The organism is Blautia sp. ZXY-1-B12 (genome assembly GCF_056339915.1).
In genome coordinates, this window is sequence record NZ_JBWJVP010000211.1 from 1 (window position 1) to 15,819 (window position 15,819).

7 protein-coding genes are annotated in these 15,819 nt (G+C 44.0%); 1 reads left to right on the plus strand and 6 read right to left on the minus strand.

Annotation, left to right across the window (positions count from 1 at the left end):
- Window positions 1–227: 227 nt before the first annotated feature.
- A complete protein-coding gene (locus tag AC075L_RS13235) occupies window positions 228–1,328 on the plus strand; it encodes a serine hydrolase (RefSeq protein WP_008705163.1) in 1,101 nt (366 codons plus the stop codon).
- A gap of 252 nt (window positions 1,329–1,580) precedes the next feature.
- On the opposite strand, the gene AC075L_RS13240 is transcribed toward AC075L_RS13235, so the two are convergent.
- The 6 genes from AC075L_RS13240 to AC075L_RS13265 all read right to left on the minus strand — a co-directional run bounded on the left by AC075L_RS13240 (window position 1,581) and on the right by AC075L_RS13265 (window position 15,773).
- The gene (locus AC075L_RS13240) at window positions 1,581–2,810 is read right to left on the minus strand and encodes a hypothetical protein (RefSeq protein WP_008705165.1); all 1,230 of its coding nucleotides are present in this window, start codon (window positions 2,808–2,810) and stop codon (window positions 1,581–1,583) included.
- A gap of 13 nt (window positions 2,811–2,823) precedes the next feature.
- The gene (locus AC075L_RS13245; protein ID WP_008705166.1) at window positions 2,824–3,642 is read right to left on the minus strand and encodes a PP2C family protein-serine/threonine phosphatase; all 819 of its coding nucleotides are present in this window, start codon (window positions 3,640–3,642) and stop codon (window positions 2,824–2,826) included.
- On the minus strand, window positions 3,623–5,530 hold the full coding sequence (locus tag AC075L_RS13250; RefSeq protein WP_008705168.1) for a serine/threonine-protein kinase: 1,908 nt from the start codon (window positions 5,528–5,530) through the stop codon (window positions 3,623–3,625). Before AC075L_RS13250 ends, AC075L_RS13245 begins: the two co-directional genes overlap by 20 nt.
- 309 nt (window positions 5,531–5,839) lie before the next feature.
- Window positions 5,840–9,595, minus strand: a complete 3,756-nt coding sequence (gene rpoC, locus AC075L_RS13255; RefSeq protein WP_022380921.1) for a DNA-directed RNA polymerase subunit beta' — start codon at window positions 9,593–9,595, stop codon at window positions 5,840–5,842.
- A gap of 17 nt (window positions 9,596–9,612) precedes the next feature.
- Window positions 9,613–13,473, minus strand: coding sequence for a DNA-directed RNA polymerase subunit beta (rpoB, locus tag AC075L_RS13260; RefSeq protein WP_008705171.1), 3,861 nt, complete (start codon window positions 13,471–13,473; stop codon window positions 9,613–9,615).
- Window positions 13,474–13,682: 209 nt separating this feature from the next.
- Window positions 13,683–15,773: a right-handed parallel beta-helix repeat-containing protein gene (locus AC075L_RS13265; protein WP_476387794.1), complete on the minus strand. Its 2,091-nt coding sequence runs from the start codon at window positions 15,771–15,773 to the stop codon at window positions 13,683–13,685.
- Window positions 15,774–15,819 lie beyond the last annotated feature (46 nt).

The following is a 15,819-nucleotide window of genomic DNA, read 5'->3' on the forward strand; positions in this document are numbered from 1 at the left end:
GAAATGGGATTTATGACAAGCCAGAATGACGATCTGAAAATGAATGATGCAGAATTCCAGAAAACAATGGTACAGGGAATCGCAAATGGCATTGACAGCTACTTTGCATCATGATGATGTAAGTGTCAAAAAGCATTTTGCCCTTGACTTGATATCTGCGGATTGCTACGCAGCTTCGCAGTTCCCGCAATCCTGATTACAATAATAATTACGAAAGGAAAACCGCAATGAATAAAAAGCCAAATGAAAAACCTATTTTTCTCTATATAGTGATCGGCATACTGACTGTTGCAGTGATTGCACTGGCAGCTGTTTCATTTTTATCACTGAACCATCTCGTCACACTACAGCAAAAAGTACAGACACTCTCCAAAACCGTAGAGGAGATTTCCACTGATGCAAATACCCTTATCAGTCAGGCAGATCAGTTAGATGAATTAAGAGAACAGGAAAGTTCTGTCAAGGCAGCCACCGGAGAAACATCTCCTGCGCAGTCAGAATCCGCTGAACCCTCTTCAGAATCCGAACAGCAGAACGGAACACTTTCCCCTTCCTCCAACAACACATTTACCGACAACACTGATTCCAGCATGGACAATCTCCTGAAACAGGTACAGTCCCTGCTGCCGGCTGATAACGGAACCTGGTCCGTCTATGTCTGCAACCTGCCGAAAGATTCTGAAGGCATGATCAACGATACTCCCATGCAGGCAGCAAGCCTGATCAAACTGTATATTATGGGAGCTGTATACGAAAACTACGATACACTCTCCCAGTCTCACAATGGAGACGAAATTGACAGTAATATTTCAGCCATGATCACTGTCAGTGATAATGATGCTGCTAACACTCTGGTAAACTGGCTTGGAAACGGCGATAACTCTGCAGGTATGGCAAAAGTAAATGGCTTCTGCCAGGAACATGGTTTCACCAGCACCCAGATGAACCGCCTGCTTCTCGCAGGTAAAGAAAACGGCGACAACTATACATCCGTCAAAGACTGTGGAACCTTTTTAAAGCAGATATACCAGACTGTCAACGGAACCCTTCCCGCTTCTACTCTTCCAAACGCAGATGCAATGTATTATCACTTAAAAATGCAGCAGCGTAAAAACAAGATCCCTGCACAACTTCCAGAAGGCGTCGGTACTGCCAATAAGACCGGCGAACTTGACACTGTAGAAAATGATGCAGCGATCATCTATGATACAGCCAAAGGAATTGATCTTGTAGTATGCTTTATGTCACAGAATCTTACTGATACCGGTGCAGCCCAAAGCACCATTGCTGCAGATGCACGTGCTATCTACGGATATTATAATGAATAAACACACTCTTCTGAATCTACAGTCTATCCAGATAATTGTCATAAATCAGACAGATATTCGCAACCTCCGCAGGGGACTTACTTGATTCGGTTAAAAGAAGGAGGCACATCCCTTAACGGGTTGTGCCTCCTTCTGCAAATTCAACAGGAAGAATCGTCAATGTCTCAATCACTTCCCCTTTTATTTTCTTTAATAAAAGTTCCACAGCCTTTCGTGCCATATCCGGCACCGGCTGTACAATTGTTTATACCATTATGCCTCTTCAGCTTCCCCCTCTTCATAGGACTTCTCCCATATCTCCGAAAATACTGCCAGCGGACAGTCTGTGAGAAGGCACATGAGAAGGAAACATTCGTATGGATTTACTATGTATATCTCTCCCATTCCACATCGAAGCAGAATATCCTGAATCTCATCCAGAAAATGCTTGTATCTGTTAAAAGGATCATCATCCTCCATTTCCTGGGATACGATAAAGAATTCCAGTGTGATCAGGTCAAAGCGCTCCACCGGGAGTTTGTGGCTTAAAATATTTGTAATCCTCTGCCTGCTGAAACGCTTCTGGCTGAAATGCTTTGCCAGAATGGAGGCAGACATTTTCTTCAGATTGCCCATTTTGTTGATGGGGATTCCGCTGCAGATTACTTTTTCCACATCAGAAGGTGTAATTCTTTCTGCTGTCCACACCTTATCCCCACCTTTTTCCTCTTCATCATGCTGATACAGTCCGGCAATAATCTGCTTCGCATGATATAAAAGCTTTGTAAACTCCTGAAATGCCTGACTTTTCTCAGATATGGGATCTACTCTTTTTGATTTCAGTCGGGCAAGATAATCGATCAGTTTCTCCTCCGTATCAAGGCACAGGTTGCTTCCGTATAAAACCTGAGTATTTTCCACTTCCACAGGAGCGAGTATCTCATATTTTTTTTTCAATTCCTCTGCTTTATGATAACCCTGCTGCGTACTGTAACAATACCAGTAGATCACCTCGTCCGGATTGTAAAAATCAAAATCCTGTTCTTTCAGTACTCTTGTCAGGAAATCCGACACATCCTCTGTGGTCATTTTCAACCCAAACCCCAGAAGAAAAACAGTTTCTCTTTTTACAGATGCCTGATTCAGCCAGTTATTCACCAGTGCCGACAACTTGGTAGAGGTAGGATTCATGGATTTGGGCGTATAGGTTTCCTTAAAGGAATCTACTACGATCTCCTTATACACTTCCTGTGGAATCTCCGAGAAAGGTTCTTCCAGCTCTGCCCTTTCATAAATATATCTCTTCAGATGGTCGCCAAAGGACACCAGTTCCATCTCTTTATATAAATAGTGGAAAATAACATCCGCATCTTCGTCTTCAAAACTGTCCAGGCTTACCACCTGCCGAAATCTCTGTGCCGCCCTTCTGGTAAATTCATACTCCTGTACTTTATCAAACGCAACATTCTGTTCAAAATCCAGATCCTGCATACGGTTCTTCATGCTGCCCCACCTCTCATTTTTTATCTTTCAGATTTTTCATCCATTCTTTCATTCTGCGGACTGTATCCAGCTTCTGTACTTCACAGAGCACGATCGTCACATTATCTCTCCCACCTTTTTGGAGAGCATTTTTAAGAAGATCATTTACAATCTCCGGGATTTCCATATCCTGTGACAGAATCGCCTCTATCTCACTGTCCGAAAGCATATCTGTTACTCCATCTGAACACAGAAGATATCTGTATCCCTCCTTATGCTCGATTTCTGTCACAGAAGGTTCCAGTCTCTGCAGCTCTTCAGGAAGTCCAAGATACTGGGTTAACGGGGCTTTCCCAACTGCCGTACCACCAAAAACATGGTCTGTGGAAATCTGCTGAAGCTTACCACCATCCATAAAATAAATCCTGCTGTCCCCAAGATTGCAGGCAAACATAGACTCTGGTGTAAAGAGGAGCATCGCCATTGTGCTTCCCATGCTCCAAATATGATGCTCTGTTCCATATCTGCATACTGCCTGATTCATCTTCTCACATACATCGTCTATAAAATCTTCCGGCATATCCCTCAGCATTCTTTTATTCGCATTATAAAATTTTCCAAATTCTTCTGATGCAAGAAAGGCTGCAATCTCGCCGCAGCTTTCTCCTCCCATACCGTCAAATACCGCCATTGCCGGTACTCTGTTACCCGAAATAATCTTTGAGCAGATACCCTTTGTTCCTTCATTGTTCACCGGAAGGGATTCCCCAAAACACCAGAAATTATCTTCATTATTTGCCCGGATATTTCCTGTATGGCAGGTATATGCACATTCAATCTGATACATTGCCATTATCTGTCTTTGTTCCTTCTCCCTTCAATGCTTTCAATGAATTGTTCCAGTATTTCTCGCCACGTTTCACGAATTCCTCATTATCTTTTTCGTTATCGTGACACTTTCCATTGGAATCGATCCATCTTATCAGTTCGCCGTCGTTATAATAATAATATTCTGAAGTTTCATCATACCAGATATATGCAAAGAATAACTTCTCTCCCCAGTAGAAATATTCTTCATAAACTCCATCTCCGGATTCTGCCGGATAGACCAGAGCTTTCATGCATTCACTCTCAATATCCAGATTTCCATCTGCCTGCTGAGTGGTCTTTACCCTTCTCAGATATCGCAGAACAGTTCCTTCTGTTCCAACCCAGTCGTAACTGTTCAGATTATCTGTGATAGTTGTTGCCTGCTCCTTGATCGTATCCAGAGCTTTGGAGAAATCTTTGGATCCGGATTTTGTGGAGCTGTATTTCTCATCATCCAGAATTGCGATCGGATTATCCTCCTGTCCTTCCTGAGCATGATCTTTACTTACTCTGTAATAGACGGCGGCCATCATAAGTATCGCTGTACCTGCCACAATTGCAAGCAATGCCCTGCGCAGCAGCTGTTTCTTCCTGCGTCTTCGCTTTCTGGCTTCCACAGCACGCGCAGATCTTATCGCAACTGTTTCTGATGGCGTTTCCTGTGGCTGTATTTTCTGTTCTGCTACAACTGACATTGTTTCTTTATCTGTAAAGCTGCTCGCCGGAACATTGTTTACAGCACGTTTTCTTTTTGCAGCATTCTGAAAATCTGATGTTTTTTTATTTCCCCGGGTATTCTGTACTGACGTATTCTGCACTGTACTTTTTCGTACATTTTCGGCATCTGATGTAACATTCTGTGCTGCTCTGCCGTTCTGTGCAATTGCACTATATGATTCTGTTTTATCCGTTCCTGCTTTCTGAACACCGTTTTGTAACTGCCGGATTCTGCCAGATCTTCCATTTTTCAGATCATCCAGCGCACTATAAAGCTCCTCCGGTGTCTGATATCTCTGTGCAGGATCATAAGCACAGGCCTTCATGATAATACGGGCAAACTGTGTTCCTGCATCCACAGGTGCACTCATCTGCTCTCCTGCAACACGCTTATTTAATGCATTTTCCTTATCCCTGTAAGTGATAAACTGTTTTTCCAGACTCATAAATGGCAGTCTGTTATGATTCATCAGCCTGTACAGCACAATCCCAAGAGAATAAATATCTACCCTGCTGTCATATTTCTCACCTTTATACATCTCAGGCGCCATATAAGAGTAAGTACCTTTCTTGGAAAATCCGCTCATGGTTCGCTCAAGTTCACGTGCAATTCCGAAATCTCCAAGCTTAAAATCGCCAAATCTGGATACAAAAATATTCTCCGGCTTGATATCCCTGTGAATGATCTTAAGTTTCCGGCAATATTCCAGTGCCTTACTCAAATCCATTCCCAGCTTTATTACCTCTTTCTCAGTAAGCTGCTTTTCCGCACAGTAATCCATAAAACTTGTCAGATATTCCATCCTTATGGAAATCTCCCATCCAATGACATCCAGATATTCCATAACCTTAAAATCTTCTACAGAGACAATGTAAGAGTTTCCTCGAAAGTATTCCATGGTACTGATTTCCTGAATACATTCCTCAACCAGATTCTGAAAATACTGTCTTGTGGACTGCTCATCCCCTGTTTCAGAACGTACGCTGTTCAACTCGCTCTGGCTTCCGGGTATATTGATGATCTTGATAGCAGAATAGAAAGATTTTCCACGTTCTGTTCTCTGTGCCTTATACACCTTTCCAAAAGAGCCTTCGCCGATTTTCTCTATGATTTTCCATTCCGGCCATGCTGAAACCGGAAGTTCTTTATCCATATTGCACCTCCATTTCTGTTCAATTTCTATTTCCTTCCCTGTCCCGGTCAATGCTTTTTACAAGATGTTACCGGAAACAAAAATGTATATTTATCATAACTGTAAAAATACTTCACAGTTCATTACCTGCTCATAATGTACTGGTATTATAACACAAAAAGCAGTTTCTTTGTATTTTTCTCTTTTTTCGGCAATGGAATGTTCCGGAAAATAAAAGAGAACTACCTCGCCGGCAAAATCTGTCGGCACAGATAGTTCTCTTGTGAATTCATATCAAATCAGTCCGGATAAGTTATCTACTCCGTTGGATCATTCGTTGTCTTCTGCATCGTCTGAAGCCTGATCATCAGCTTCGTCTTCAGCAGCCTCTTCTTCATCAGATTCTTCAACATCGAATTCTTCGTCTTCCGGAAGTTCTTCATCCATTGTGACCATCTCATCATCTTTGATTTCTTCATCTTCCGTAAGTTCTTCGGCTATATCTTCAACCTTTACTTCCGGTTCAGGCATTGTGCTGTTGAGCCTTACATCTCTGTAGCGTTTCATACCGGTACCTGCAGGAATCAGTTTACCGATGATTACATTCTCTTTCAGACCGATCAGCGGGTCAACTTTACCCTTGATAGCGGCTTCAGTCAGAACTTTAGTTGTTTCCTGGAAGGAAGCGGCTGACAGGAAGGAGTTTGTAGCAAGAGATGCCTTGGTAATACCAAGCATAACCTGTTTTCCATCTGCAGGCTGTTTGCCTTCTTTTTCCATCTGCTCGTTAACGTCCTCGTATTCAAGGAAGTCAACCAGTGTTCCAGGAAGGAATTCTGTATCTCCGTTATCTTCGATACGGATTTTCTTCAACATCTGACGAACGATAACTTCGATATGCTTATCGCTGATCTCAACACCCTGGAGACGATATACACGCTGTACTTCACGGATCATATAATCCTGAACTGCACGTACACCCTTAATTCTCAGGATATCATGCGGATTTACGCTACCTTCTGTAAGTTCATCACCTGCTTCAAGGATCTGTCCGTCTGTGATCTTGATACGGGATCCGTATGGAATAAGGTAAGTCTTGGATTCACCTGTTTCCTGATCTGTAACGATAACTTCACGTTTCTTCTTAGTGTCATTGATAACAGCAACACCAGGAATCTCTGTGATGATGGCAAGACCTTTCGGCTTTCTTGCCTCAAAAAGCTCCTCGACACGAGGAAGACCCTGTGTGATATCTCCACCGGCAACACCACCACTGTGGAAAGTACGCATGGTAAGCTGTGTACCTGGCTCACCGATAGACTGAGCAGCGATGATACCGACAGATTCACCAACCTGTACCGGCTCGCCGGTTGCAAGGTTCGCACCGTAACATTTCGCACAGATACCAACTTTACATTTACATGTAAGGATTGTACGGATCTTAACTTTCTCGATAGATCCGCCTGTCTGGTTGTCCACGCCTTCTTTCATGATGCGGGCAGCACGTTTCGGTGTGATCATATGGTTGGCTTTTACGATAACTTCGCCATCTTTATTCTTAATTGTCTCACAGGAGAAACGACCTGTGATACGCTCCTGAAGTCCTTCGATCTCTTCTTTACCATCTACAAAAGATTCTACATACATACCTGAGATCTCATCTCTGTTTTCACAGCAGTCTGTCTCACGTACGATCAGATCCTGAGAAACGTCAACCATACGTCTTGTCAGGTAACCTGAATCGGCTGTACGAAGAGCGGTATCGGACATACCTTTTCGAGCTCCATGGGCAGACATGAAGTATTCCAGTACGTCAAGACCTTCACGGAAGTTAGACTTGATAGGCAGCTCGATGGTGTGACCGGTTGTATCGGCCATCAGTCCTCGCATACCTGCAAGCTGTTTGATCTGTTTATCGGAACCACGGGCACCGGAGTCGGCCATCATGAAGATGTTGTTGTATTTATCAAGTCCGGACAACAGAGCATGTGTCAGCTCATCATCAGTCTTCTTCCATGTATCAACAACTTCTTTGTAACGCTCTTCTTCAGTGATAAGACCACGTTTGTAGTTCTTTGTGATAAGGTCTACTGTATCCTGAGCCTGTTTGATCATCTCCGGTTTCTGCGGCGGAACGGTCATATCGGCAATGGCAACAGTCATGGCTGCACGTGTGGAATACTTGTAACCTGTAGCTTTGATCGCATCAAGAACCTCAGCAGTCTTTGTAGCACCGTGAGTATTGATAACTTTTTCAAGAATCTGTTTCAACTGTTTCTTGGCTACCAGGAAGTCAACCTCAAGAAGAAGTTCATTTCCCGGAACACTTCTGTCTACGAAACCAAGATCCTGTGGAAGGATTTCGTTAAACAGGAAACGTCCAAGTGTAGATTCTACTGTACCGGTCAGAACGGATCCGTCCGGCATTGTCTTGCTGCAGCGAACATGGATTCTGGACTGCAGTGTGATTACTTTATTCTCATAAGCAAGAATTGCTTCGTTTACGCTCTTAAAGAACTTGCCTTCACCCTTGTTTCCAGGTCTTTCCTGAGTCAGATAGTAGATACCAAGTACCATATCCTGTGAAGGAACGGCTACAGGACCACCATCAGAAGGTTTCAGCAGGTTGTTCGGTGATAACAGAAGGAAACGGCACTCTGCCTGTGCTTCCTGTGAAAGCGGAAGATGTACGGCCATCTGGTCACCATCGAAGTCAGCGTTGAATGCGGTACAAACCAGCGGATGCAGTTTGATCGCTTTACCTTCTACAAGGATCGGTTCGAATGCCTGGATACCAAGACGATGCAGTGTAGGTGCTCGGTTCAGCATAACCGGATGTTCTTTGATAACATCCTCCAGAACATCCCATACAGCAGGCTCCAGCTTCTCAACCATTTTCTTGGCGTTCTTAATGTTGTGCGAAGTTCCGTTGGCAACAAGCTCTTTCATAACGAAAGGTTTGAACAGCTCAATGGCCATCTCTTTCGGAAGACCACACTGATAAATCTTAAGTTCCGGTCCTACAACGATAACGGAACGTCCGGAATAGTCAACTCGTTTACCGAGAAGGTTCTGACGGAAACGTCCGGATTTACCTTTCAGCATATCAGAAAGGGATTTCAGGGCTCTGTTTCCAGGACCTGTTACAGGACGTCCGCGACGACCGTTGTCGATCAGGGCATCAACAGCTTCCTGAAGCATACGTTTCTCGTTACGAACGATAATATCCGGTGCACCTAATTCCAGAAGTCTCTTCAGACGGTTGTTACGGTTGATGATTCTTCTGTAAAGATCATTTAAGTCAGATGTAGCAAAACGTCCTCCATCCAGCTGAACCATAGGACGAAGATCCGGCGGGATTACAGGAATCACTGTCATGATCATCCACTCAGGACGGTTTCCAGACTCACGGAAGGATTCTACAACTTCCAGACGTTTGATGATTCTGGCACGTTTCTGGCCTGTAGCATCTTTTAATTCTTTTTTCAGTTCCGCAGAATCTTTCTCAAGATCAATTGCCTCAAGAAGCTCTTTGATGGATTCTGCACCCATACCTACACGGAAATCATATCCATAAGCCTCACGTGCATCCTGATATTCTCTCTCTGTAAGTACCTGTTTGTACTGGAGTCCGGAATTAGCCGGATCCAGTACGATATAGTTAGCAAAGTAAAGAACTTTCTCCAGAGTTCTCGGAGAAATGTCAAGGATCAGTCCCATACGGGACGGAATTCCTTTGAAATACCAGATGTGGGATACCGGAGCAGCCAGCTCGATATGTCCCATACGCTCTCTACGTACAGAGGATTTGGTAACTTCTACACCACATCTGTCGCAGACAACACCTTTATAGCGAATCTTTTTGTACTTTCCACAGTGGCACTCCCAGTCCTTGCTCGGTCCAAAGATTCTTTCACAGAAAAGTCCGTCTTTCTCCGGCTTTAAGGTACGGTAGTTGATGGTCTCAGGTTTTAAAACCTCGCCTCTTGACCACTCTCTGATTTTCTCAGGGGACGCCAGTCCGATTTTGATGGCATCGAAAGTCATTGGCTGATATGTTTCATTGGCGTTAGTTGTTTCTGCCATGTATTCTTTCCCCTTTCTTACTCTTCGTCATTGTCTTCAAGAGCCTCATCCAGCTCAATGAAGTCATCCTCATCTTCATCCTCGTCAATGTCAACGAGTTCTTCTCCGTCAAACTCCTGCTTTGTATAGCCATGTTTGCCGTAGTCTTCTTCTCTGTCATGATGTCTTCTGGAATCTCCCTCGATGACAGAACGAAGGTCTGTGTCACCGTAATCTACAGATTCAAGAAGATGTACTTCTGTATTGTCATCCTTGAGTACCTTCACATCCAGACCAAGAGACTGAAGTTCTTTTAAGAGAACCTTGAAGGATTCCGGAATACCCGGCTCAGGAATATTGTCACCCTTGATGATTGCTTCGTATGTCTTAACACGTCCAACAACATCATCGGATTTTACTGTCAGGATTTCCTGCAGTGTGTAGGATGCACCGTATGCTTCCAGTGCCCAAACCTCCATCTCACCAAAACGCTGTCCACCGAACTGTGCTTTACCACCCAGTGGCTGCTGTGTTACCAGAGAGTAAGGACCTGTAGAACGTGCATGGATCTTATCATCAACCAGATGGTGCAGTTTCAGATAGTGCATGTGACCAATTGTTACAGGACTGTCGAAATACTCTCCTGTACGGCCGTCACGCAGACGCACTTTACCGTCTCTGGAAATCGGAACACCCTTCCACAGTGCTCTGTGGGCTTTGTTCTCATCCAGATACTGCATTACATCCGGTGCTAAAATGTCTTTGTATTTCTCGCGGAACTCTTCAAAGTCTTCTGTGTTTACATAGTCGTTTGCAAGTTCCAGTGTATCCTGGATATCATGCTCGTTTGCGCCCTGGAAAATAGGAGTTGCAACGTTGAATCCAAGTGCTTTCGCAGCAAGGCTTAAGTGAATCTCCAGGACCTGTCCGATATTCATTCGGGAAGGCACACCCAGAGGGTTCAGCACGATATCAAGAGGACGTCCGTTCGGAAGGAATGGCATATCTTCAACAGGAAGTACACGGGAAACAACACCCTTGTTACCATGACGTCCGGCCATCTTATCACCAACGGAAATCTTTCTCTTCTGTGCGATGTAGATACGTACGGACTGGTTAACACCAGGTGACATCTCATCGCCGTTCTCTCTTGTAAATACCTTGGCATCTACGATAATACCGTATTCACCGTGAGGTACTTTCAGAGAAGTATCACGTACTTCACGTGCTTTCTCACCAAAGATCGCACGAAGAAGTCTCTCTTCTGCCGTAAGCTCTGTCTCTCCCTTAGGAGTAACTTTACCAACAAGGATATCGCCAGCACGTACTTCAGCACCGATGCGGATAATACCACGCTCATCCAGATCTTTCAGTGCATCGTCGCCCACGCCAGGAACATCACGTGTGATCTCTTCCGGTCCCAGTTTGGTATCACGGGCTTCGCATTCATATTCTTCAATATGAACAGATGTATAAACATCGTCCATAACAAGTCTTTCACTGAGGAGTACCGCATCCTCGTAGTTATAACCTTCCCATGTCATGAATCCGATCAGCGGGTTCTTACCAAGAGCAAGTTCTCCGTTTGCTGTGGAAGGACCATCTGCGATAACCTGTCCTGCCTCTACGTGCTCACCCTGGAATACGATTGGTTTCTGGTTGTAACAGTTACTCTGGTTACTTCTCAGATATTTAGTCAGATGGTAATCATCTTTTGTACCATCATCATTCTTAATGCTGATATCTGTAGATGTGGAACGAAGTACAGTACCAGATTTCTTTGCAACTACGCAGACACCGGAGTCAACTGCTGTCTTCACTTCCATACCAGTACCAACTACCGGAGCCTCTGTTGTCAGAAGCGGCACAGCCTGACGCTGCATGTTTGATCCCATCAGCGCACGGTTGGCATCGTCGTTCTGCAGGAACGGGATCAGGGCAGTAGCGACGGAGAATACCATACGAGGAGATACATCCATGTAATCAAACATATGACGCTCATACTCCTGAGTCTCTTCACGGAAACGACCGGATACATTCTTATGAATGAAATATCCTTCTTCGTCCAGAGGCTCATTCGCCTGTGCTACATGGTAATTATCCTCTTCATCAGCAGTCATATATACAACCTCATCTGTTACACGAGGATTCTTAGGATCTGATTTGTCGATCTTGCGGTATGGTGCCTCAATAAATCCGTACTGATTGATTCTTGCATAAGATGCAAGAGAGTTGATCAGACCGATGTTAGGACCTTCAGGTGTCTCGACAGGGCACATTCTTCCGTAATGGGAGTAATGGACATCTCGAACCTCGAATCCGGCTCTGTCTCGTGACAAACCGCCAGGTCCCAGGGCGGAAAGACGTCTCTTGTGTGTCAGCTCACCAAGAGGGTTGTTCTGATCCATAAACTGTGACAGCTGGGAAGAACCGAAGAACTCTTTCACTGCTGCAGTTACAGGTTTAATATTGATCAGGGACTGTGGAGAAATATTCTCTGTATCCTGAGTTGTCATTCGCTCACGAACCACACGTTCCAGTCTGGAAAGACCGATTCTGTACTGGTTCTGAAGCAGCTCACCTACCGCACGTATACGACGGTTGCCCAGGTGGTCGATATCATCGGCATTGCCAAGGCCATATTCCAGATGCATATTGTAGTTAATAGAAGCAAAGATGTCTTCTTTTGTGATATGCTTCGGGATCAGATCATGGATATCTCTGTGGATTGCTGCAATCCTGTCTTCTAATGTATCATTTTCTTCCAGAATGTTTTCGAGAACAGGGTAGTATACTGCTTCTGTAACACCGATGCTCTTTGGATCTTCAATTTCCGGAAGATAGTGGCGGATATCAACCATTAAGTTAGAAAGAACCTTGATTCTACGGTCTTCCTCGCCAAGGATCCATACATATGGAACAGCGCTGTTCTGGATGGTATTTGCCATTTCTTTTGTCACAACAGTTCCTTCTTCTGCCAGGATTTCGCCTGTAGAAGCATCAACAACATCCTCAGCCAGTCTGTGACCAACGATTCTTCTGTTGAGGTGGAGCTTCTTGTTAAATTTATAACGTCCAACTTTCGCAAGGTCATATCTTCTCGGATCAAAGAACATTGCATTGATAAGGCTCTCCGCACTCTCAACTGCAAGCGGCTCACCCGGACGGATTTTCTTGTATAATTCAAGAAGACCTTCCTGATAGTTGGTGGATGTATCCTTTGTAAAACTTGCAAGGATCTTTGGCTCTTCACCGAAGAGATCAATAATCTCTGCATTGCTTCCTACACCAAGTGCTCGGATCAGAACAGTGATCGGAACCTTTCTTGTTCTGTCAACACGTACATAGAAAACATCATTAGAGTCTGTCTCATATTCCAGCCATGCACCTCTGTTCGGGATAACAGTACTGGAGAACAGTCTCTTACCAAGTTTATCATGCGCTATTGCGTAATAGATTCCAGGGGAACGTACTAACTGGCTGACAATTACTCGCTCTGCACCATTGATGACAAAGGTACCTGTAACAGTCATGATCGGTAAATCTCCCATGAAAATCTCGTGTTCGTTGATTTCCTCTGTTTCTTTGTTAATCAGTCTCACTCGAACCTTCAAAGGTGCGGCGTAAGTTGCGTCACGTTCTTTACACTGTTCGATAGTATATTTCGCATCCTTCTCGTCAAATGTAAAGTCGATGAATTCCAGGCTGAGCTTTCCGCTGTAGTCCGCGATCGGAGAAATATCATCAAAGACTTCCCTAAGTCCTTCATCAAGAAACCATTTATAAGAATCCCTCTGGACTTCGATCAGGTTTGGCATTTCCAGGACTTCTTCTTGTCTCTGGTAGCTCATACGCATGCTTTTTCCAGTTTTTACAGAACGAATTCTGTTTTTTTCCATTGACGTTTCACCCCTGTTTTTTCTTTAAATTTATTATAACTTGACCCTTTTTGCCAAAAGACATAAAGGCACATCTTGCCATAATATAGCATTCTTCACTATAGCACAGCAAGTTGCGCCTGTCAATCACTTTTTTGATATTTTTTTAATTTTTTCAAATAATTGCAACAATCGCTATTTCGTTACTGTGAACGGAGCGAACAGTAACGCTATTTCTTCGAGATTTTACTGTTTCTTACGTGGATACGATTTGAATATCCATTTTCTTCAAAACGATTGCCTTTATAACTGCTGATATGAGAGCGGATAAATTCCGCCGCATATCCTCTGTTGCCGCGGAAGGAATTTCCGTCTGCCGAAATCCCCTTTGATCCGGCAATTCGCAGACCTGATTTTTTATTGGAACCACAGACATTTCCCTGCACAGAAGAATGATTGCTTCTTATATTGAGTTCAATTCCATTGATCGCATTTTCAGAAACAAAATTATCCGCTACCATTGCTGACTCACATCTCTGCAGAAGAATTCCTCTTGCCTTATTTTTAAAACTGTAATTACCATCAACCACACTCTTATCAATACATTTTACAAGTATGCCATTTGCCGCACCGGTACTAACTCTGTTGTGTTCAATACGGCTTCCTGCTGCAAGCCCTGAAGCCAGAATCCCATCTTTCATAAATCCGGAGACTGTATTTCCGTAAATCCGGCAGATTTTCTGTGAAGCCTCTGTTCCGACTGCATAAATCCCATATCCGTTTCCGCCGGAAAGATTGTTATAGGAAACTCTGATATTGCTTCCCTTGGCAACACTGATCCCCATATTGTTGTAGGTATGACTATCAGAAAGTCTGACTGTGTTCCCCCTGCATGAACAGTCTTCTGCAAGGGAAAATTTAATTCCGTCGCAATTTCCGCTGATCGTATTATTTCTGGCTGTAACTCCGCGAATAATATATCTTCCCGCCGGAATTCCATTGGTCGTCGGATTTGCTGTATTCTCAGGATCATCATCTTCAGAAGGAATAGTTTCTCCTGCTGAGCCCAGAGATACCTCGCCTGTGATCCAGATTCCATATCCATTCCATTGTTTGCCATCTATTACGGTTGGTTCCAGAACTGTGATCTGATTATCAGCGATCAGAATATTCTCTGCGTACTGATTTCCCTCCGGAGATACTTCCTGACCGCTGACAGTATGTGCATTTCTGGTATAAACAGAACGCACATAAACACCACCGCCCACATTTGTCATGGTATTTCCCGTCACAACCGTATCCTGATAATTCAGGCACCATATTGCTCTCTTTTTCAGATTATTAAACCGGTTGTTACTGATCGTGATATTTTTATACGGTTTATCAAACATCATGCTGTGGCTTCCAATGCCGGCAAATACATCTTCAAAGGTATTATCCTTTATCACAATGTTCTCACAGACACTTCCGTCATATGGAAGATATCCTGGGAAAATTCTCGGCATACAGGCATCCAGCTGGATACATTCCTGTCCGCCGCCTGTAAACTCTTTCCAGTAGCCCCTGAACGTACATCCTGTAATTTCTGCATTCTTCACTCCTGCAAGTTCCAGAAAATGCGATTTAAGGTTATTAAGAAATGTAACATTCTTCACTGTAACATTCGTAGCATGACCGATTCTAAAACCTACAAACCCTCCAGGTCCTCCCTTGTCTTCCACACATTCATAGTTTGAATCCCAGGTTCCGCCATCGATAGTTATATTACGGTATCCCTCGTATCCGCCTGCAGATTTCTTTGTATCGCCAAGACGGAGCAGGATTTCTTTTCGCGGTGAAGTCTTTGTTATCGTGGCACCCTCTGCATATAGATAGATATTGCTGTACATATGCAAAGTTCCCGTAAGTGTATAATTTCCGGGCGGCACGATAACTTTGCACTGCTTTTCATCCGTTGCCCTGTCCCTGGCCTGTGCCAGCAGTGTATTTAACTTTACAGTAATATCCTCTCCATCCTGCACATTCAGCACAAGTTCCTGCATATTTTCGCAGGACTGATCCGCATCCTCCGCAGAAAAAGTTTCAACGTCTCCATCACTGAAACCGTCGTCATCCCCAAATTCATTCTCTTCAGTTTTCTCTGCCGACTGCGTATCCGGTATTGACACATCTCCAAAAGTCTCTGAATCTTCTGATGAATCTTCAAACATCTGTCGTTCTTCCAGTTCAGCCGCCTGTACTTTTACACCTGCATATGGAGTCAGGCAAAGCTGGGCTGCAATGATGATACCAAATATGACTGCCGTTTTTCTTTTCATCATAGTCTGTAATCCTCCGGCTCTGTAAAAAAAGCAGGAATACCAGTGG

Bases quoted from the DNA above. Each gene is read 5' to 3' on its own strand.
- AC075L_RS13235 (WP_008705163.1), top strand. From the start codon at position 228: ATGAATAAAAAGCCAAATGAAAAACCTATTTTTCTCTATATAGTGATC.
- AC075L_RS13240 (WP_008705165.1), bottom strand. From the start codon at position 2,810: ATGAAGAACCGTATGCAGGATCTGGATTTTGAACAGAATGTTGCGTTT.
- AC075L_RS13245 (WP_008705166.1), bottom strand. From the start codon at position 3,642: ATGGCAATGTATCAGATTGAATGTGCATATACCTGCCATACAGGAAAT.
- AC075L_RS13250 (WP_008705168.1), bottom strand. From the start codon at position 5,530: ATGGATAAAGAACTTCCGGTTTCAGCATGGCCGGAATGGAAAATCATA.
- rpoC (WP_022380921.1), bottom strand. From the start codon at position 9,595: ATGGCAGAAACAACTAACGCCAATGAAACATATCAGCCAATGACTTTC.
- rpoB (WP_008705171.1), bottom strand. From the start codon at position 13,473: ATGGAAAAAAACAGAATTCGTTCTGTAAAAACTGGAAAAAGCATGCGT.
- AC075L_RS13265 (WP_476387794.1), bottom strand. From the start codon at position 15,773: ATGATGAAAAGAAAAACGGCAGTCATATTTGGTATCATCATTGCAGCC.